The 19,297-nt window shown below is 42.0% G+C and carries 21 protein-coding genes; 7 read left to right on the forward strand and 14 right to left on the reverse strand.

Going from position 1 to position 19,297, the window contains the following annotated elements:
- Positions 1–52: 52 nt before the first annotated feature.
- Positions 53–292 (reverse strand): hypothetical protein, encoded by a 240-nt coding sequence (locus MKY63_RS29205; RefSeq protein ID WP_036686008.1) that lies wholly within the window; start codon positions 290–292, stop codon positions 53–55.
- 134 nt (positions 293–426) lie between these two features.
- Here MKY63_RS29205 and MKY63_RS29210 point away from each other — a divergent pair, with 134 nt between their 5' ends.
- A complete protein-coding gene (locus MKY63_RS29210; RefSeq protein WP_051491433.1) occupies positions 427–1,386 on the forward strand; it encodes a hypothetical protein in 960 nt (319 codons plus the stop codon).
- A 33-nt stretch (positions 1,387–1,419) separates the two neighbouring features.
- Here MKY63_RS29210 and MKY63_RS29215 read toward each other — a convergent pair whose 3' ends face one another.
- The 5 genes from MKY63_RS29215 to MKY63_RS29235 form a co-directional block, all read right to left on the reverse strand.
- Positions 1,420–1,854: a hypothetical protein gene (locus MKY63_RS29215; RefSeq protein ID WP_051491432.1), complete on the reverse strand. Its 435-nt coding sequence runs from the start codon at positions 1,852–1,854 to the stop codon at positions 1,420–1,422.
- Positions 1,855–1,932: 78 nt separating this feature from the next.
- Positions 1,933–2,397 (reverse strand): NUDIX domain-containing protein, encoded by a 465-nt coding sequence (locus MKY63_RS29220; protein WP_051491431.1) that lies wholly within the window; start codon positions 2,395–2,397, stop codon positions 1,933–1,935.
- Entirely contained in the window at positions 2,375–2,842 is a 468-nt protein-coding gene (locus tag MKY63_RS29225; protein ID WP_036686006.1) for a hypothetical protein, read from the reverse strand. Before MKY63_RS29225 ends, MKY63_RS29220 begins: the two co-directional genes overlap by 23 nt.
- 71 nt (positions 2,843–2,913) lie before the next feature.
- Positions 2,914–3,504: a DJ-1/PfpI family protein gene (locus MKY63_RS29230; protein WP_036686550.1), complete on the reverse strand. Its 591-nt coding sequence runs from the start codon at positions 3,502–3,504 to the stop codon at positions 2,914–2,916.
- Positions 3,505–3,509: 5 nt separating this feature from the next.
- Positions 3,510–4,301, reverse strand: a complete 792-nt coding sequence (locus MKY63_RS29235) for an AraC family transcriptional regulator (RefSeq protein WP_036686005.1) — start codon at positions 4,299–4,301, stop codon at positions 3,510–3,512.
- Between the two features lie 248 nt (positions 4,302–4,549).
- Here MKY63_RS29235 and MKY63_RS29240 point away from each other — a divergent pair, with 248 nt between their 5' ends.
- On the forward strand, positions 4,550–7,111 hold the full coding sequence (locus tag MKY63_RS29240) for an Ig-like domain-containing protein (protein WP_051491430.1): 2,562 nt from the start codon (positions 4,550–4,552) through the stop codon (positions 7,109–7,111).
- Between the two features lie 141 nt (positions 7,112–7,252).
- Here the strand turns inward: MKY63_RS29240 and MKY63_RS29245 are convergent, their stop codons facing one another.
- Positions 7,253–7,894, reverse strand: a complete 642-nt coding sequence (locus tag MKY63_RS29245) for a phosphoribulokinase (RefSeq protein WP_076104771.1) — start codon at positions 7,892–7,894, stop codon at positions 7,253–7,255.
- A 119-nt stretch (positions 7,895–8,013) separates the two neighbouring features.
- On the opposite strand from MKY63_RS29245, the gene MKY63_RS29250 reads away from it, so the two are divergent.
- Both MKY63_RS29250 and MKY63_RS29255 read left to right on the forward strand, forming a co-directional pair.
- On the forward strand, positions 8,014–8,262 hold the full coding sequence (locus MKY63_RS29250; protein WP_036686000.1) for a hypothetical protein: 249 nt from the start codon (positions 8,014–8,016) through the stop codon (positions 8,260–8,262).
- Between the two features lie 132 nt (positions 8,263–8,394).
- The gene (locus MKY63_RS29255; protein WP_036686545.1) at positions 8,395–9,072 is read left to right on the forward strand and encodes a DUF1796 family putative cysteine peptidase; all 678 of its coding nucleotides are present in this window, start codon (positions 8,395–8,397) and stop codon (positions 9,070–9,072) included.
- Here MKY63_RS29255 and MKY63_RS29260 read toward each other — a convergent pair.
- Together MKY63_RS29260 and MKY63_RS29265 are read right to left on the reverse strand one after the other, a co-directional pair.
- Positions 9,062–9,379, reverse strand: a complete 318-nt coding sequence (locus MKY63_RS29260; RefSeq protein WP_036685999.1) for a hypothetical protein — start codon at positions 9,377–9,379, stop codon at positions 9,062–9,064. The two genes, MKY63_RS29255 and MKY63_RS29260, sit on opposite strands and share 11 nt — an antisense overlap.
- Before the next feature lie 260 nt (positions 9,380–9,639).
- On the reverse strand, positions 9,640–10,536 hold the full coding sequence (locus MKY63_RS29265) for an SDR family oxidoreductase (RefSeq protein ID WP_036685997.1): 897 nt from the start codon (positions 10,534–10,536) through the stop codon (positions 9,640–9,642).
- 316 nt (positions 10,537–10,852) lie between these two features.
- On the opposite strand from MKY63_RS29265, the gene MKY63_RS29270 reads away from it, so the two are divergent.
- Positions 10,853–11,044, forward strand: a complete 192-nt coding sequence (locus MKY63_RS29270; RefSeq protein ID WP_036685995.1) for a DUF6199 family natural product biosynthesis protein — start codon at positions 10,853–10,855, stop codon at positions 11,042–11,044.
- A 3-nt stretch (positions 11,045–11,047) separates the two neighbouring features.
- On the opposite strand, the gene MKY63_RS29275 is transcribed toward MKY63_RS29270, so the two are convergent.
- Complete coding sequence (locus tag MKY63_RS29275) at positions 11,048–12,643, reverse strand: helix-turn-helix domain-containing protein (protein WP_051491429.1); 1,596 nt, start codon at positions 12,641–12,643, stop codon at positions 11,048–11,050.
- Between the two features lie 121 nt (positions 12,644–12,764).
- On the reverse strand, positions 12,765–13,787 hold the full coding sequence (locus tag MKY63_RS29280; RefSeq protein WP_036685992.1) for an ABC transporter substrate-binding protein: 1,023 nt from the start codon (positions 13,785–13,787) through the stop codon (positions 12,765–12,767).
- 288 nt (positions 13,788–14,075) lie between these two features.
- On the opposite strand from MKY63_RS29280, the gene MKY63_RS29285 reads away from it, so the two are divergent.
- On the forward strand, positions 14,076–15,131 hold the full coding sequence (locus MKY63_RS29285; RefSeq protein WP_036685989.1) for a LacI family DNA-binding transcriptional regulator: 1,056 nt from the start codon (positions 14,076–14,078) through the stop codon (positions 15,129–15,131).
- 176 nt (positions 15,132–15,307) lie between these two features.
- Positions 15,308–17,743 carry a glycosyl transferase gene (locus MKY63_RS29290; RefSeq protein WP_036685988.1) on the forward strand — a complete coding sequence of 812 codons (2,436 nt, stop codon included), beginning with the start codon at positions 15,308–15,310 and terminating at the stop codon, positions 17,741–17,743.
- A 94-nt stretch (positions 17,744–17,837) separates the two neighbouring features.
- Here MKY63_RS29290 and MKY63_RS29295 read toward each other — a convergent pair whose 3' ends face one another.
- The 3 genes from MKY63_RS29295 to MKY63_RS29305 all read right to left on the reverse strand — a co-directional run bounded on the left by MKY63_RS29295 (position 17,838) and on the right by MKY63_RS29305 (position 19,294).
- The gene (locus tag MKY63_RS29295) at positions 17,838–18,146 is read right to left on the reverse strand and encodes a hypothetical protein (protein ID WP_036685986.1); all 309 of its coding nucleotides are present in this window, start codon (positions 18,144–18,146) and stop codon (positions 17,838–17,840) included.
- A gap of 104 nt (positions 18,147–18,250) precedes the next feature.
- Positions 18,251–18,886: a pyridoxamine 5'-phosphate oxidase family protein gene (locus MKY63_RS29300; RefSeq protein WP_036685984.1), complete on the reverse strand. Its 636-nt coding sequence runs from the start codon at positions 18,884–18,886 to the stop codon at positions 18,251–18,253.
- An 18-nt stretch (positions 18,887–18,904) separates the two neighbouring features.
- Positions 18,905–19,294 (reverse strand): HIT family protein, encoded by a 390-nt coding sequence (locus MKY63_RS29305; protein ID WP_305953612.1) that lies wholly within the window; start codon positions 19,292–19,294, stop codon positions 18,905–18,907.
- Between the last annotated feature and the right edge of the window lie 3 nt (positions 19,295–19,297).

Raw genomic sequence — 19,297 nt, forward strand, 5'->3', positions numbered from 1 at the left:
ACGTAAAAAAGCCCCATCGACCCATTAAGGTTGACGAGGTTGTTTTTAATTTTCAAAAAGGAAACTGAGTAAGCGAGACTATTAACAGTACAATCCCAACAATCGAGGATAGCACAGCCATTTTATCTTTAGTTTTCAAATACAATGCCGCTCCATTAAATATTAAAGCTCCGCACATCCCCAGCATAGTCCAAGAGATTATCACTTGATCCTGACCGCGGAAAAATGTGATTCCCAGAATGATTGTTGCTGCACTGAATAAAATACCGCACACCCTTAGTACTTTCAGCAAAATGTTCACCTCCGAAAAATAAAACACGCTAATCTAATATATTGGTTCCGTCATAAATTAAAATTCATAGATTACTATTCCTATATCTGGTAGAATCAACTAGCAATTATTAGCAGATTTAGGGGGATATAAGATTGAACAAAAAAGCTTTTTTATGTATCGTGGCAACTATTGTAATCCTTTCAGGATGTGGTAGTTCCACAACAAATTCAGAGAAAAAAAATACAACGTCTACAGGAGTTACACCGTCCGAAGCAACAGCCAGCCCTTCAGAGCCCACTCCTGAGCCAAAAAAGAAACTTACAGCTTCCGAGAAACTGGCTCTCAACTATGTGGAGATTTTCCTCAATGGTTCAGATATCGAAGCGAAAAAGAAATTCGTATCCGAAAATATACTTCCAGATGTACAACCCATTTTCCAAATGGCTGAATCTACTGAGACACCCGAGAATAATAAACTTAAGAATCCTACAGTAATTGAAACAGCTGATTATACGGACAAAGATGGCGGAAAAGATAAACTCGTGCTTATCCAAGGTGAGAAGTCTTCCTCCAATAGCGAACTTATCATTTTTATTAAGGATGATAAAGTTGGTTGGGGATATTCGTCTAATGACAAGGACAAGGATGCATTTAACGAAGTGAGGAAACTCTTTAAGGAACCTGTAATTAATACTTCAGCTTCAGGTAATGCAGGTACAACTGAACAGTCTCCTGAAGCGACGCTTAAAGAAATCAGTAATTTTGTCGTTTCAGATATTTGGAATGATGGATTTGTTGATATCAGCTGGTATGCAGGTTCAGGAACTGGCTCTACGGGTCAAACAATAGATATAGATTTTACAATCGAGCAATTAGCAAAAGCAATGACCCAAAAAATGGAGTATGATAATTATATCAACAACCTTGATGCAAAATATGATTCAATTAAAAGCATCTGGGCTAAGCTCACGGGTGAGATGGATCGTATGTACAAACAAATCCAAGATACGCCTCCTATTGCAAATGATGCAACCACCAAAATAGATACAGGAATATTCACCCAGTACTTGAGAGCTTTTACTGATGAGGTTGACAAATTACCTAATACTTAGATTAAAAAATAAAGTCCCTGCCGGCCGCCACGGTTAGCAGGGATTTTGTTCGGCTTTAATGGCTTGCGACTCAAAATAGTAATCCACCAGAGCATAGATGAAACCAGCAATTCCGAAAAAAACAATAGCTGTACTACTATTCAAATGGTATTCCCGTATAAAGCGTTCATCGTACACCTCGTAAAAGAAACCATATCCCGCAATACCACTCAATAAGAATATCATTATGCGGCTTATTAAAGGATTAGCTATCTTTCGAATAACCCATGATAAAGGAAGCAGTATAACCGGGTAAAGAAGAACTGAAAAAAGGAACATCAGAAAAATAAAAGCAAACCCAATGTTTTGAAAACCGTAATATTCTGTTGTACTTATTTTATTTCCTTCCCAAAGCTCCAATCCAAAGGCTGCCAGGGTGAATAAAACCGTCGAAATAAACCATAACGTTATAGGCTTAACTGCACGCAAAACAATCCCACCATCTTTATGCTTTTTATACTTACAGCCGATTTTTCAAATTATCATTTCGCACTTGGTTTAGATGGATTACCTTTTTACCTTGCTGAATAATTCTTGCATGTAATCTTCCGTCATGTATTCCCTAAACTCTTGGTCTAATAAGTATATTTCATCTTGATTTATCCATTGGTAGTTAAAAATAGTCCCATAGTCTTCACCTTCTCCTTCTCCAGTGAAGCTCCACTTTTCAGGTAATCTCGTTTCTGGAATTAGAAGGTAGTCATGTCTTTCGACATTCGCATCTATAAAATCCTTATAATAATATTGTGTGCCTATTTTCTTTACTAATTTAAATTGTTTAAGTCCACTTTCTTCTTGAATTTCCCTGAATAACGCTTCTTCTTCTGTTTCCCCGGCATCGATATTTCCACCTACTAATCTAAAGGGTACTTCTGGTTCATTAAGATAGACTAATAAGGTCTTTTCTCCAACTTCATTGTCTTGCAAAATAAATCCGTATATCTTCTTTCTAATCGGTTTCCCTATCTTCATCGTGACACCTCATATCTTCAACATCTCTTCTGGGACTAAGTGGCTCTTCTAATATTGTTTTTCGATCCTTTGCTTCATCCTTATTTACCTGTATCGTAATTATTTTTTTCTTTTTTTGAGCCGGAATCATATGAAAAAATATTGAAATAGGATTATGAATCACAATTTTTTTCAAGGAACCACACGTAATATTTGTTTCACCAATTACTACACTATCATCTAGTACTTCAAGTTTATGCTTTTCCTTTTGACTTTTTAACGAAATAAATAGAAAAGGAAAAACTGGCAGGACAAAAAATAAATAATAATAAACACTAAGATCAAAAAACACATTCAAACCTACGTATAAAGCATTGGCTAATAAACAATATGAAGTTAAATAAGGATATTTTTTACTATGAGGAAAAGTTACCAGCATTCTATTGCTATTGTTAGTGTCCAACATACTTACACCTCTATTCATCACCTTAATTATTTCACTTTGGATATTATATCATTAATTCCCATATATTATAGTTATGATTTCCCTTTGGAAGGGTTAATTGGCTTGTAATATGGGTAATCCATCTTCTCTTGAATTTCTCGAACTACATTTTCATTAGTAAGCGATTCTATGAAATATAAACCCAGATCAATCGAAGCTGCTACTCCTCCCCCAGTAAAAACATTTCCATCCCTTACGAACCGTTCCTTAACTACTTCGGAACAATAAGGTGCTAATAGTTCATATGCAGAAGGGTTGGTAGTCGACTTCTTCTGATTTAAGAAACCGGCAGCTCCCAAAATCAAAGCCCCTGTACACACTGACACCTTGTATTCAACCTCTCGAGCAGTCTGAATCCATGTTATAAAATCAGTATCGAATCTAAGTTGTCGAGTGGATAACCCTCCAGGAATAAATATCAAATCATAGGCTGACAGATCAGGGGAAACCTGGTTTATTTTCAACGTCAATCCTCGATCATCCGTGACTTCTTCCTTGTTGGAACAAAAATCCCACGATACATTTTCTATCGCCTTTAGAACTCCCATCCGGGTAACCGCATCGTAAAAACCAACAAAATCTAACGTAGTCATCCCGTCAAATAGAATATAAGCCATCTTCAGCATTTTCATTCTACACACTCCTTCGATACTTTTCGGCGAAATTCATTGGGGGTTATCCCGTATTCATTTTTAAAAACACGATAGAAAGAGCGCAAACTGTTGAATCCGGAATCAAACGCAATATCCGTGACCGGATGGGTAGTGGATAACAGCAGCATATGAGCAAAGGCTACCCGTTGGCCATTGATGTAATCACGAAATGAAATATGAAACTGCTCAGAAAAGATTCGGGAAATGATAAATTTACTAATGCCAAGCTCTCTTGAAAGCGTATCCAGATTTATGTGATCTAAAAAATGCATGTCGATGTAAGCAAGGATTTTGGGGACGAGATCCATTTCTTTTTTGTAGTCTACTTTTTTCATTAGCAGTAACGGCAGAGCGTGCCCTAATACTACAGAGGTATAAGCCTTGAGCAGACGAACATCACATTGTTCTTTATATAGTTTATACAAGGTTGCCAGCAGATCTTGAAGCACCTTTTGTTTCGAAACTATAGGGTTATCCGGAACATGATTAAGCAAATCCCCCGCAAAATCCCCCGGAAACGTGGCGTCAAAAAAGAACAGCAGGATCTGGCTTTTCTCTATGGTTTTGTAGCTGTGAGGTTGATTGGAAAAAATAATCGCTATGTCTCCTTCAGACAAATCATACTCTTTTCCATTGATGTTGATATTGATTTTGCCGGACAAAACCATTGTTATCTCTACATTTTTGTGTAGATGAAGAGGATAAGTGTTATTGGTAGAAATAAAGGAGTGAAACGCCTGGTCACGATGCTGATATTTAATATTCATGTTTTTCTCCCTATCGTCATGGAATGCTAAGCACTATAGCTGCTGTAATACTAAGAACATAATATGAATTTGTTCGTTTGCGCAAGAACCAAAGAGCAATAGTTGGCACAAAAAAAGATTTTTTTGGCAGGTAAATACGCCCTAAAAGTTTTAAAGTATTACCAGTAAGCTGCTTGTCGCAGACCAGTAACATTTCACTGAGAGGAGGAAGTATAACAGGAACAGCATTCAGCGATAAGACTGTATCCATGTTATACGTCAAAAAGATGAAATGGAAGAGTAAAAAATCAGGTAAGGTTATGGGTGTCTTATTGAGTTTTTCGGTAGCGTTTTCATTTTTAGGAGGTCACACACTTGCAGCTTCAGGGCAGACAGACGGAGACAAAAGTTTTGCGGGTGCCTCTATTCTTGCTTTTCCTGGCGCGGAAGGTGGCGGCGCCTATACGAGCGGTGGTCGAGGAGGCGATGTATACATCGTAACTACCCTTGAAGATTACGCTGTAAAAGACAAACCGATTGCAGGCTCCCTTCGCTATGGGATTTTATCTACTCCTAAAGAGGGTCGTACAATTGTTTTTCATGTTTCCGGAACGATTGAACTGAAGAGCACGTTAAGTCTCAATAATATTAAAAACCTGACCATCGCTGGGCAAACCGCTCCAGGCAACGGAATTACCATTGCAGGTTGGGATACCAATATCAGCAATTCAGAGAATATCATCATACGCTACACCTCTTTCCGTCCGGGTGCCACTAATGTGTATAATGGCAGCGATTCAATGGATGCGCTTTGGGGGAGAGACAACAACTACTTCCTCATTGACCATTGTTCCTTCAGTTGGAACACAGATGAAACTCTATCTTTATATAGAGGCGAAAATGGCACGATCCAGTGGTCCATTATTTCCGAAAGTCTGACTCTATCCGGGCATTCCAAAGGAAGACATGGCTACGGTGGTATTTCAGGCGGAGACAAAACAACATTCCATCACAATCTGTATGCGAACCATACCTCGCGAAACCCAAGACTAGGCGGCGGTTACGCAGGTGCTGCAGATGCTGATCATGTGGCGGTTGTTCAGTTCTCGAACAATGTAATTTACAATTGGGGCTTTAACGGCACTTATGGCGGAGGTTTTACTTTTACTAACTTTATGAACAATATCGAAATTGCCGGTCCAGGTACAAGAGATAATGTAACTAACAGAGTCATTGATGCCGGTGAAGCTACCAAGCTGGGCGGTTTCTACATCGCTGGAAACAGAATTAACGGCAAGCTCACAGGCTTACTGAATGATTCTTCAGATTATGTGAAATTTTCCGGTGTACAGAGTGGTGAACAAAAGACGACCCTTGCAGCCACACCATATCTTTCCGCGGACAGTACTGGAGTTAACCATGGTATTACCAATAAAGCATTTGATAATTATGTTAAGTCCGGCGTAAAGCAAGCGAATGAATCACTATTAAAAAGCATTCTGCAACAAGCGGGAGCTACCTATCCGCGTCGCGATGCTATCGATGCAAGAATTGTGGCAGAAGTCGAGCAGAACTCGGGAAGATATATCAACACTGAACATGAAGTCGGGGGTTACATTTCAGACTTTGGCGTCATTGAGGCACAATATGATAAGCAATTTGACACTAATCAAAACGGAATAGACGACAAGTGGGAAAAGAAAAATAAAATCTGGGGCATCAAGGATGCATACAAAACGGTTACTAAAAATGGTTACACCTGGCTTGAGCTTTATATTAACGGTCTAGTTGATATGAAACACGTCGCCGACAACCCCGTTGCTAAGCTTTTGGCGCCAGAAAACAATGCACAATTTGTTACCGGGAAAGAGGTCGAAGTTAAAATTAACGCTTCCCCTAAATCCGGAAACAAAATAAAAAAAGTTGCTGTATATAATGGCTCTAAATATCTTGGGGAAGCAGTCAAAAAAGGCAACACATATACGTATACCCTCAAGAATTTAACGGATGCTTCATACTATATCTCTGCAAGAGTGACCGATACCCAAGGAAATGAGACGCAGACCACAGCTGCTAACATTCATGTCAATACCGCTACCTCTTCCCTGGCTGGAAAGGGTTGGACTACAGCAGATATCGGTGATCCGTACATTAAGGGTTCCGGAAGTATGACAAATGATGTGCTTACCGTTAAAGGCAACGGAAAGCTTGGAAAAAGTGAAGGTGGCACAGAACGATCAGAAGCAAACAATGCAACCAAAGATGACTTCCACTTCGTGTATAAAGAAATGAACGGAGATATGGAATTTACCGCGAAGCTCGAAGAAATCGGGGCCGTTGACAACCATGCCTTCACCGGGCTAATGATCCGCGATGACTTGAATAAAGACAGTGCCGCGGCGGCCCTTGGTATCTCCTATGTGAAGTTGTCCAAAGAAACCAGCTGGTCATCTTATCTGACGGGCAGAAACATTAAGGGCGGAGGATTTGATGAATTAACTGAAACTTTAGACAGCGTATCAGCTGCTGAAAAAGCTGGCATTCAACTTGTTCCAGATATTCCGTTCAAAATAAATGGTGTGGAGCAAGGGTATTGGCTCAAGCTTGGCCGTAAGGGAGATGTTTTTTATGCTTACGGATCAACGGACGGAAAAGACTGGAAGCTAATTGGCGAGCGAACTATTGCTATGGATGGTTCGGTATATGTCGGATTTGCCGTTGACAGTAATGATGTTGCCAATAAGATTGAGCAACTGAACTATGCTAAGTTCTCTAACATTACTGTGGAGAATACATTCACTCCAATAGGTGACTCAGCGGTAAATAAATAGCATCTGTTCATCTACACAGTTCCAAAAACACGGAAGCCAGTAAAGCGGCTTCCGTGTTTTTATTGATATCCGACTGGACCAACACAATATATTGCCTGATTCGCTGTTCACTGTTTTTACTCCACGAGAATGAAGCTGACTTTACAACGTTCCCTTTTCAAGAACATACTCTTCATTGGAGTTTTTTAAAACGATATCAAATTTATGATGATAAGAATGCATAAACAACTCATATTGCATCCTACGCTGTTCATGGGATTTTCTTAAATAATTTATATCCGTTCCTCTTTCAGAAACATCACGTATACTCCTTCTCACCAACTCGGTTTCTCCATCCGTATATAAGTAGATTTTCAGATCATACAAATTTGGGTCAGTAAAAGCAACGCTCATGCCTTCTACAATATTTATCTTGTTTTGTGAAGATATGAACATACTTTTTGTATAGTCCGTGCCAATGGTGTAAAAATCCAACCCATCCCTCAACATATGAATATCTCTCTCTAAAGCAGATATATAATGAGCAGCAGGATGACAAGCTGTCACTTTATCGTGGTAATGTTCATTCTTATATTCATAGTCGATAGAAGTGTATTTTCTAAGACTAGATTCAACAATATAGGGGTCTGTATTAATATAATTCACATCATCCTGCTGCAAAAGCTTTAAAAGATTATGAGCAAACGTTGTTTTTCCAGATGCACCATGACCCGAGATCCCAATGATGACTCTATTAGCCTCACCGCTAATCAAATTAGCTATCTTATGTAACACCTTGTCCATATTATTCTCCCTCTCTCCCTACACGATCCTATGTATTCCTTACTCCGCTATTGGTTAGCACATTAAAATCTATGGTGCATTTTATATAAAGAAACTTAATAGAAAGGGGTAGATCTTCCATGGCTACTCGTCAGCCTGATTTAGTTTTGATCAGTTGGAGCAGAAATCCTTTGGTTCCTGGATCAGCACGTAGGATTATTGCCGCGCGTGTTATTGGAAATGCCGTGCCTTGCAGACCTAGCTTGAGACCCAATGGATTGCTTAACACCGCTTTGGCTTGCTTATTAGACAACGATGTTGGTTTTAAAGTAGTCTTTCGTAAAAAGACTTCAAACATTAGTGGATATATTTTGTTACAACGTAACTAATAGGTTTAGGGGGCAGTGAAATTGCTGCTCTCTTTTTTCTGTGTATCTCATTACACTTAAAGTCCAATCATTCCTAGAAAATGGTGTATATAATTTATTAGGAACTGAATCTGATTGAAAATGGGTGCGTCCATGAAATTACAAGCTGTGAAAAAAAGCTATGATTTAATAGTAAGCTTAGGGATGTCTTGTGCTCCTGCTATAAATCTGCAAAGAAATAGCTTGAGGAAATTCTCCATGCCACTCGACTGGATGGTTTCTTATTCATTAGCTGATGTAAATAGACTGTATAAGAATAGATTTCAAAATTTCATGGAATTAATAAATCTGCAAATCCTTGATGAAACACATTTTTTTCTGGAGGATGGAATACCAGTCTATCCTAATTGGAACAAAAATGCATTAGTGAAATCCTATTTTATTCAGGATACTTTATATAACATTATCTCCGTTCATGATTTTCCAATCCACCAAGGTAAACACTGGTCTACAACCTATCCTTCGTATAAAGCGAAGCTGGAATTACGAATTAATAGATTTTGGGACAAGTTAATCACCAGTAAAAAAACTTTATTCATTAGATGGTCCGCCTCATATGAACAGGCTGTAGAGCTACAATCGATTTTATCTGGTTTATTAAAACCGAACGAATTTATTATTCTTATTCTTAATCCCGTTCGTGAAGCAACCTCGGTACAAGAATTAAGTTGGAATATTAATAATATTTGTGTGTTAGAAGTTCCTGAGGATATGAACGATTATGATAGCTGGGATTATATTTTGAAGGACATACAAGTAACTAATTACTAATTTCGCTTTGATCGATCAAATGATTAATTATTTCCTGTGCTGCAAAAACATATGGATACAAATACAGCCTACTGATGCTGACCAATAAAGAAATAGGGTTACTAATTCCAAAATCGTATTGACTCCCATGCGCTGCTGGATTTGCGGGTTCAGGCTCTACAAGATCATACTTCTCCATCAGCCTTTCCTTGGTTCCACTATCTACTACTGTTCCGTTTCCTTTATCCGCAAGGACAGATCCCGATTGAAAACACGCCATGAATAAGACACAGCAAATGGTGAGGATTGCTAGTTTCTTTTTTCGCATCATACATCTCCTAATTCTTTCTGTGGTCTCCCCTAAAACTTAGAGCCGTTCAAATTATTTCTTGGGTAATCGCAGGAAACCTATGTATTCGACAATCTTGATCAGTATAGATCATATTCTATGAAAATAATGGGAGAAAAAGCCTCGAATTCGATAATACTCCTTTCTTTATATAAAAACAAAGGCACCCCGCACTAAAATTAGCAGGGTACTTTTGAATGATTCGCCGTATTTACAATATCAACATTCCGCTGAGCGGCTTATGGAGTTGGTGTTCCGCCGTTCGCATTCAGTGTTTCGCCACTGATATAGCTAGATTCCTGGCTAGCCAGGAATACATATGCCGGAGCCATCTCCGCAGGCTGTCCCGGACGACCTAGTGGTGTGCTCGCACCGAACTCCTTCAGCACTTCCTCCGGTTGCCCACCCACAACTTGAAGAGGTGTCCATACAGGACCTGGCGCCACTACATTGACGCGAATTCCCTTATCAGCTACTTGCTGAGCGAGAGACTTACTGAATGTATTAATAGCCGCCTTGGTAGTCGCGTAGTCCAGAAGGATCGGCGAGGGATTATAAGCTTGAATAGAAGAAGTGTTAATAATGGTGCTGCCCGGTTGCATATGCTTCACTGCAGCTTTGCACAGCCAGAACATGGCATACACGTTCGTCTTAAATGTATCGTCAAAATGCTTCGTAGTGAGATCAGCGATGTCTGGGACGAATTGCTGTTTGCCCGCGATATTGGCTAAAATATCAATTCCACCTAGCTCCTTAACCGCAGTATCGACGAGCTGTTCGCAGTATGCCTCATCCTTCAGATCGCCTGGAATGGCGATTGCAGTACGACCCGCTTCCTGCACTAGCTTGACCACCTGCTTCGCATCTTCCTCTTCCTCGGGCATATAAGATAGAACAATATCCGCCCCCTCACGAGCAAAAGCAATAGCAACAGCACGACCTATACCGCTGTCTGCTCCCGTAACTAACGCTTTACGTCCGGTCAGGCGCCCAGTTCCTTTATAGGTATCTTCTCCTGTATCAGGTACTGGATTCATTTTCTTCTGCAGACCCGGCTCCGCTTGTTGCTGCTGAAATTCCGGTCCAGCCTTAGTGTACTGAGTGGTAGGATCTTGCATCGTATATTGGTTAGACATCGATCAATTCCTCCTTTATTTTTAGAAATACATTTTATATTTTCCGAACTCTTTGTTATGTAAACACAACAAGCACGCCTCTAAACATTCGCCTTCGATAACACAGCCTTGAATAGTGCCACAAAAATACCCCAACCACCTGTCAAGGTGGCTAGGGTATCCCTTACAATATTTCTCAGGCTTAAATCTCCTCTGACCTGCCTTGCACTGACTCGTATCGCGTGCGTATGCTTAAATGATATATGGAAACTCACTTATAAATTGGGGAACGCTCCGTATAGTATGGCGTATACATTAGATAAAGGAGTGATAAATCATGGGCATTTTTATATTCCTCTTTGTACTGTTAGCATTGCTTAATATCTTCTTTCCTCATTTGGGATGGTACATGCGCTATGGCTGGATGATGAAAGGCGATGTAGAGCCCAGTGATGCCTATTTATTAATGACTCGCCTCAGCAGTATAGTGGCACTTATTATCCTCGTTTTTATCTGGACTAGTTTCTGACACTTACCCTAACGCTCTTAGCACATCTTCAATCTTGCGCTGATGCGACAATACCCCGTAATTCATCCAGGCCATAAAATCCACCTCATATACACAGCGACTACGCACAGCGGGCAGACTGCGCCAAAGCGGTGTATCCAGCAGTTCCCGTCCTTCTCCTTCCTGTCGATCAAAGGTAATGAACAAATGATCTGCAGTCAGGCTCGCAAGCTCTTCTCTTGTTAGGCTCACCCGCTTCTGTCCACGGGTCAACTTCGGAACCAATTCATGGGGCTGCAAACCTAAATCATGATGGAGTACGCTACCTGTATAACCCAATTGCCCGCATCCATAGAGATTGATTCCGTAGGAAGATATTCTTAAGCATGCTACAGTCTGCCCTTGGACAGAACGGTTTAGCACTCGTTTGGCTTGCTGCGCCCGATGCTCATAATTGCCGATCACTTCCTGGACACGGTCCGTTCTGCCAAAGACGGCTGCTGCAGAAAATAACGTGGCACGCCAATCCTCCTGATGAAAAGGCAGCTTGAACAACGGAGCAATTTGGCTGCACTCCTCCAGGTGCCAACGCTGAAAGCCATCATCCAGCAGGATCAGTTCGGGCATGTACTGGGAGAGCTCCTGCCAATCGCCAGTTGAAATATCAACCGCAGGCACATCGTTGAGGGACAGATACTCCTGCTTCCCCCACTGAGCGTGAGAATATTGCGCCACCGGTGTAATATCCAGAGCCAGCAGATAGTCTTCCAGAAAAGGAGCGAACACCCGCAGCCCTTCCTGATGGAAGCTTCTGTATTGGCCGGGCGTAACGCCCACCGATCTTTTGAAACGCCGGTTAAAATAATACTCATTGCTATATCCTACGGATAACGCGATATCATGCATACGGTCATTCGTAAGCAGCAACTGCTGCTGGGCCCTTTCAATACGAAGTCCGTTCAAATGCTCTAAGGGAATCCGCCCTGTCACTTCTTTAAAAATCTGTGTGTAGCGTGCACGTGTAACGCCTGCCACTTCAGCCAATTGATCGACGGTTATGGCGTGATTATAATGTTCCTGCATATAGCGGATGGAACGCTGCACCGCCTCATGGGCTCCTTTCATCTGGATGACAGAGGAATTTGCCCGCATGATCAGCAGCAGTAACTCTTGAAAGCGGGTATGGCCTGCGAACCATTCAATCTCTTCCGTACTTCTGCGACTATGATAGATAGCCTCAAGCAGTAGTGCACATTGTGAAAAAGGTCTGCAGCTTAGCGGACCGGACCGGAGAATTCCTTCTTTAGTCCCCTTTTCCATTCCACTCTGCCTGCTTCCCCCCGTTTCGATGACTTCAAACGTAAGCCTATAAAAGCTAAGTCCTCGCTCCTCTGCATTGATTTTGCTTATTAGCCCAGGTTCGAACAAGAACCCGACACCTTTTTCCAGAGGAAAACGCTTCTCCTCGGCTTCTAACCATCCCTGTCCTTCCGATACAATGATCAGGGTATGATCTTGAAACACTAAGGTCTGTCCGTTCACCGATAAGGATTGGGCTTCTATGTTAATCAAGCTATAGAATAGCCTCTTTTTATTGCTGTCTTGTAAATCTTCTGCCATTCTAGCGCCCTCCAATTGAGAACCATTTTCATTCACTTTACTATAGTTTAGAATAAAAAAGAAGGTCTATCAACTATGCTGATAAACCTTCTTTATGCTATTCCTTACGACGGCTACCGTTTTATTTCACCATAGCTTTCAGCAAGTCATCAAGCTTCATCGAATTGGCTGTGATGGCACCGGACTGCCAGTGGGAACGTTCCATTCTATAGACATTCCCGTTCTTCACCGCAGGCAGACTCTTCCACAATGGACCCTCAAGTATTTGAATCGCTTCCTGATTCCCTTCAGTATCCCAGCCCCCATTATCAGGGAACACAATAATATGATCCGCGTCGAGCTGAGGAATAAGCTCTTCAGAAATAACAGATTGATATTCGGTCATTTCTGCCGCCATAGGCACGGGTGTCAGCCCAAATTGATCATAAATCACACCGGTATAGCGGTTTTTAACACCGAATAGAGCAAAGGTTTTATCCGCTACGTTAAGCCGGATCACCGCTACTTTTTCCTGACCCAGGGCCTGTTGCAGCTTAGCTTTCCCCTCTGCCACCTTCTGATCATACGCTGCAAGGACGGATTCCGCCTTCTCCGGAATACCAAGGGCATCTGCAATAGCTGTAAGCATTTGTCTTGAGTCTTGCAACACCGACTCAGGTAGACGATAAGTTGGTGCTATCTTGGAATATAGTTCATATCTCGCCGCATCAGCGCCTCCGTCCACAATAATCAAATCGGGGTCTTTTTCCAATAATGCCTCCACGCTACCCGTGATATCGAATTCTGGCACATCCAGATTTAAATAATCCTGTTTGCCCCAGCTTGGATGATACCACTGAACCACCGGTGTAATGCCCAATGCCTTCAAATAATCTTCTACATAGATCCCGGCTACCCGTTGCGGTTTAACTGGAATTTCAACATCCCCGAATTCCCCGGCAATCGTCCGGGTTGCACCCTCTTCTGCGGCATTTCCACTTCCTTCAGTTGGTGCGCTAGTGCTCGCTGAGGTAGATTCCTCTGCATTCTCTGTCTTAGCAACGTTTTCTTTCGCAGTATTGTTATTCGTTCCGCATGCTGCCAGCGCGGTGATTGCCATTATAAGTACCGCTGCCCACAAAAACTTCTGACCCCATCTTGCCATTGATCCCTTCACTCCTATGCTTTATTGTCATTGATTATCATTCTCAATAACCTTTATCACAATAGTAGCATGACTTTCATAGCTTTCAATGCACTTTCTCCGCAAAAAACTTATACAAACTATTTCTAGTTATTCTGCTCTATCATTATTTGGTAGGATTCTTCTTCTATTTAAAATAGGTCACCCTTTATTAACTTGATCGCAAAATTTCTTTTTTTACGATTGATTTATACGATGCTTTCGCTTACAATAAACTCATAAACGCGCGTTTATGAAAAGAGGGGAAACATGCGCAGCGAAGATATTGCTAAGTTGGCCGGGGTTTCCCGAAGTACGGTATCCCGCGTGATCAACAACTATTCCAATGTTCCTGAAGAAACCCGGGCTAAAGTGCTGCGGGTGATTGAGCAACATCAGTACGAACCGAACAGCTTTGCACGGGCTCTGGCCGGTAAGAAAACCGATACCATCGGATTGTTCGCCATCAGTATGAACGAGAAAGAGAACACTACCCGAATTTATCAGAACAATTACTTTGCACCATTCGTCGATGCCGTAGTCGACACGTCGAATGCCCGCGGATGTTACGTTCTGATTCATACGGTATACTCTCCGGACGATTTTCTGAAGGTAAAACAAGCTTTTCTGCAAAAACGGATTGACGGTGGTATAATTGTCGGCACTCAGAAGGATATTAATATCGTCCGCGAAATGGTGGGACTGGATTCTCCGCTTGTACTGATTGATTATGATATCTCAGAGATTATGTCGGAGCATCTTGACCGCAATCATCTGGCCATTGTGAACTCCAAAGATTACGAGGGCACCACAGAAGTGATTGAACATTTAATCTCCCTAGGCCATCAAGAGATCGGCATCATCTGCGGGCAAATGAATACGTACTCTGGTCGAGAACGCTACACGGCCTATGAGGATACGCTAAAAAAACATGGTCTGCCAATGAATGAGAAGTTTATCCTAAAGGGTGATTTTCTGAAAGAGACGGCTTATGAAGAGGTCAAGAAGCTGCTTGCTTCTGGTGAACCTTTGCCGACTGCCTTCTTCTCTTCCAACGATGACATGGCTATTTCAGCGATGGAAGCGTTCTCCGAACACGGAATCATTGTCCCTGAGGATATCTCCATTGCTGGTTTTGATGACATTCAGCTGGCATCCCGTATTCAGCCTAAGCTGACCTCTGTACGCTTGCCGATTTATGAAATGTCCAAGGCTGCAGTGGAAAAAGTAATCGAGCTGTGTGATTCGCAGCAGCCGACTTTCAGCACGATCAGCTTTCCAGCTCGTTTAGTGGAGAGAGATTCCTGTCAACCGCCGAAGAAGTAGCACAGATTCATCATTCACTGAAGAATACATATTTTTCTGTGAAGCTGCTATCATTGGTTCTCGAAATCACTGCCTAATACTATCTTTTAGAAACAACGGAAAGAATCCCTTCCCTCGAGGGAATTTTTCCTGAAACTTATAAACGCGCGTTCACAATCGAAAGGAGACTTTCTCACATGAAATTCGGTACCTTTGACGACACTCGTAAAGAGTATGTAATTAACACACCAAAAACACCTTACCCTTGGATTAACTACCTTGGTAATGAACAATTTTTCGGACTTATTTCTAATACTGCTGGTGGCTATACCTTCTATAGAGACGCTCGTCTCAGAAGATTGACCCGTTACCGTTACAACAATATCCCAATGGATGCTGGCGGCCGTTACTACTATCTTTATGATGATGGTGATTTCTGGACTCCAGGCTGGATGCCAGTAAAACGTGATCTGGACTTCTACGAATGCCGTCACGGTCTTGGCTACACTTCCATTACTGGTGAACGCAACGGCATCTCTGTAAACCAGCTTGCTTTTGTACCTATGGGTCATAATGCTGAGGTACATCGTCTTGTAGTGAAAAACACGGGTTCCGCGAAGAAATCCGTTAAGCTATTCTCTTTTGCAGAATTCTGTCTTTGGAATGCACAAGATGATATGACTAACTTCCAACGCAATCTCAGCACTGGTGAGGTTGAAGTGAAGGGTTCTGTTATCTATCACAAAACAGAATACCGTGAGCGCAGAAACCACTACGCTTTCTACTCTGTTAACAAAGAAATCGCCGGCTTTGATACTGACCGCGAAGCTTTCGTAGGGATGTACAATGGTCTGGAAAGCCCGCAAGCTGTTGCTGCAGGTGAACCAACTAACTCCGTAGCGAGCGGCTGGTCCCCTATCGGATCGCACGCCCTGAACATTACTCTGGAGCCAGGCGAAGAGCAAAGCTTCATCTTTGTCCTTGGTTACATTGAAAACCCAGAAGAAGACAAATGGGAATCTCTGAACGTAATCAACAAAAAACCAGCAGAGGCTATGATCGAGCAATTTGCTACAGACGCTCAAGTGGACGCCGCTTTGGCTGCACTGGCTGCACACTGGGATAACCTGTTGTCCAAATATCAAATCCAAAGTGGCGACGACAAGTTGAACCGTATGGTTAACATCTGGAATCCATATCAATGTATGGTTACCTTCAACATGTCCCGCTCCGCTTCTTACTTTGAATCCGGTATTGGCCGTGGTATGGGCTTCCGGGATTCTAACCAAGACTTGCTCGGATTTGTGCACCAAATCCCTGAACGTGCTAAAGAACGTATTCTCGATATTGCCGCTACACAATTTGAAGACGGCAGTGCCTATCACCAATACCAACCACTCACTAAAAAAGGTAACAATGAAGTCGGTACCGGCTTTAATGATGACCCGCTTTGGTTGATCCTTGGCACAGCTGCTTACATCAAAGAAACTGGCGACACCTCGATTCTTGATGAGCAGGTTCCTTTTGACAGCAATCCGGATAACACAGCTACTCTGTTTGAGCACTTGAAACGCTCCTTCGAGCATGTAACTAACAATCTCGGACCTCACGGCTTGCCGCTGATCGGCCGTGCAGACTGGAATGACTGCTTGAACCTGAACTGCTTCTCTACAGAGCCGGGCGAATCTTTCCAAACTACTGCCAACATCGAAGGCCGCGTAGCGGAATCCGTATTTATCGCGGGTCTGTTCGTCTTCGTTGGACCGGACTATGCAGAAATCTGCCGGATGCGCGGACTTAATGATGTAGCTACGGATGCAGAAGCTAAGATTGACAACATGCGTGAAATCACACTGACTCACGGTTTCGATGGTGACTGGTTCCTGCGCGCTTATGACCACTATGGCGACAAGATCGGTTCCAAAGAAAACGAAGAAGGTAAAATCTTCATCGAACCACAAGGTATCTGTGTTATGGCCGGTATCGGTGTGGAAGATGGTCAAGCTGAAAAAGCTCTGACTTCCGTGCAAGAGCATTTGGATACTAAATACGGTATCGTATTGCAACAGCCACCATATTCCAAGTACTATCTGAACCTGGGTGAAATTTCTACGTACCCTCCGGGCTACAAAGAAAATGCTGGTATTTTCTGCCACAATAACCCTTGGATCATGATCGCTGAAACTGTACTTGGACATGGCGACAGAGCGTTTGAAATTTACGCTAAAATTGCTCCTGCTTACTTGGAGGATATCAGCGAAATTCACCGTACTGAACCTTATGTATACTCGCAAATGATCGCAGGTAAAGATGCCGTTCGCCACGGGGAAGCTAAAAACTCCTGGTTGACTGGTACTGCTGCTTGGAACTATGTAGCGATTACACAATCTATCCTTGGTATTCAAGCGGACTTCAATGGTCTGAAGATCGATCCTTGTATTCCTACAGAGTGGGACAGCTTTGAAATCACCCGTGTCTTCCGTGGAGATACTTATGTGATTCAAATCAAGAACCCGAACCATGTATCCAAAGGTGTAGCTAGTCTTACCTTGGATGGCGCAGCTGTAGAAGGTAACATCATCACTCCTGTTGGAGACGGTGCTGTACACCAAGTAGTTGTAGAACTGGGTTAATACAAAAAAATCCGCTCAACCGTTCGTTTGAACGATTGAGCGCATCAAAAATTAACAGTAGATGACCCCTGAAGGATTCAGGGGTCATCTTTTTTTACCCTTCCACAATATCTGCTCTTAAATCACTCGCAACCTCAAGCATTCTAGGAATCACGGCTTCATTGGCGCCAGAAACATAAATATCGCCCTGATAATGTCTAAATGGGATTGTTATATCACCATAGCTCCACATAAAGAAATCTCCCTCAATGGACATGGTAGTGGCACCTGTTACTGTAAAAACTGATGTATAGGTGAAATCAGGTTTGGATGCGAAATATTGCTTACACTCTTCTAAAGATAGGGTTGGTGCTGAATCTCCATCATTCTGCATTGCTCTTGTCATTCGATAACGTTTACTCATTGTGATGCCTCCAATATTATCTGTAAAATGATCAGTTGCCTTATCCAGATCAAATATAGCATACAATGAAGGGCAAATCCCATTCCATTTCTAAGTCAAAAATGTTAATATAGCCGTTTTTCATAGCTTTCTTTTAGTGATTTCGAGATATCCTCTGGAGTAACTCCAAGTTTGCGGGCATGCTGCGCCAGTATTTTTGATGGATTAGGCAATACTTCTTTCGCAAGCCAATAATCGTCATCCCACAAATGTGACCGCTTAAAGGCTTTTGCACAATGCATATAACATTCTTCAACTTCCACGCCTATTCCAATGACCGGGACTTTACCATGCGCTTCCATAGGTTTCAATATTTCTTCATCCTTAACTATACTCGCGTGCCCATTTATTCTTAATGTTTCTTCAAGTCCGGGAATGATGAATATCAAACCGACTTTTGGGTTCTCAAGTATATTCCGCAAAGAATCAAACCGTCTGTTCCCAGGGCGTTCAGGGATCACTAAATGTTTATCATCCAACACGTGAACAAAACCTTCTGCGTCCCCGCGCGGAGAGACATCACAAGCACCGGACGAACCGCTTGTAGCCATAAAAAGCATTGGGGATTTTGAGATATAATCACGGCAATGATGATCTATAAAAGTTATGGTTTTGTTGTTAACCAATTCGCTTGGGTACCCAAATAAAGACCTTAACTCTTCTTCTGACTCTATAACTTTTTCGAAAAAGTTTGGCTTCATACTTCTCCCCCTCTCAACTTAATAAGCCCCAATGTTCTTATTGTTGCTCAAATATCCGCTTAATAATTGGGCGAAATTTTTTCTTGCTGTCTCATCCGATAACTTCCCATAAGTGCCATACAGATTATCCGCATGATATCTTGGAAACACATGTAGATGATAATGCCATACATCTTGGCTGCCATCCGGCTCATTATGTTGTCTAGAAGAAACGCCATCACATTTATAAACTTCTTTAAGTCCTCTAGCAACTTCAATCTCCAGCTCATGTATCCGGTTTGAAATTTCAACATCCAATGTATAAATGTTCTCGATATGCTGATTAGGGATGATTAGAACATGCCCTTCATTATTCGGATACCAATGAGAAGCAATAAAAGCCGTTATGTAATGATCTTTATAAATAATATC

Origin of the sequence: Paenibacillus sp. FSL R7-0189 (assembly GCF_037969925.1) — a bacterium.
GTDB lineage: Bacteria > Bacillota > Bacilli > Paenibacillales > Paenibacillaceae > Paenibacillus_AQ > Paenibacillus_AQ odorifer.

Bases quoted from the DNA above. Each gene is read 5' to 3' on its own strand.
- MKY63_RS29295 (WP_036685986.1), bottom strand. From the start codon at position 18,146: ATGAGTAAACGTTATCGAATGACAAGAGCAATGCAGAATGATGGAGAT.
- MKY63_RS29270 (WP_036685995.1), top strand. From the start codon at position 10,853: ATGGGCATTTTTATATTCCTCTTTGTACTGTTAGCATTGCTTAATATC.
- MKY63_RS29250 (WP_036686000.1), top strand. From the start codon at position 8,014: ATGGCTACTCGTCAGCCTGATTTAGTTTTGATCAGTTGGAGCAGAAAT.
- MKY63_RS29280 (WP_036685992.1), bottom strand. From the start codon at position 13,787: ATGGCAAGATGGGGTCAGAAGTTTTTGTGGGCAGCGGTACTTATAATG.
- MKY63_RS29220 (WP_051491431.1), bottom strand. From the start codon at position 2,397: ATGAAGATAGGGAAACCGATTAGAAAGAAGATATACGGATTTATTTTG.
- MKY63_RS29255 (WP_036686545.1), top strand. From the start codon at position 8,395: ATGAAATTACAAGCTGTGAAAAAAAGCTATGATTTAATAGTAAGCTTA.
- MKY63_RS29265 (WP_036685997.1), bottom strand. From the start codon at position 10,536: ATGTCTAACCAATATACGATGCAAGATCCTACCACTCAGTACACTAAG.
- MKY63_RS29260 (WP_036685999.1), bottom strand. From the start codon at position 9,379: ATGCGAAAAAAGAAACTAGCAATCCTCACCATTTGCTGTGTCTTATTC.
- MKY63_RS29245 (WP_076104771.1), bottom strand. From the start codon at position 7,894: ATGGACAAGGTGTTACATAAGATAGCTAATTTGATTAGCGGTGAGGCT.
- MKY63_RS29225 (WP_036686006.1), bottom strand. From the start codon at position 2,842: ATGTTGGACACTAACAATAGCAATAGAATGCTGGTAACTTTTCCTCAT.
- MKY63_RS29275 (WP_051491429.1), bottom strand. From the start codon at position 12,643: ATGGCAGAAGATTTACAAGACAGCAATAAAAAGAGGCTATTCTATAGC.
- MKY63_RS29290 (WP_036685988.1), top strand. From the start codon at position 15,308: ATGAAATTCGGTACCTTTGACGACACTCGTAAAGAGTATGTAATTAAC.
- MKY63_RS29240 (WP_051491430.1), top strand. From the start codon at position 4,550: ATGTTATACGTCAAAAAGATGAAATGGAAGAGTAAAAAATCAGGTAAG.
- MKY63_RS29300 (WP_036685984.1), bottom strand. From the start codon at position 18,886: ATGAAGCCAAACTTTTTCGAAAAAGTTATAGAGTCAGAAGAAGAGTTA.
- MKY63_RS29235 (WP_036686005.1), bottom strand. From the start codon at position 4,301: ATGAATATTAAATATCAGCATCGTGACCAGGCGTTTCACTCCTTTATT.
- MKY63_RS29285 (WP_036685989.1), top strand. From the start codon at position 14,076: ATGCGCAGCGAAGATATTGCTAAGTTGGCCGGGGTTTCCCGAAGTACG.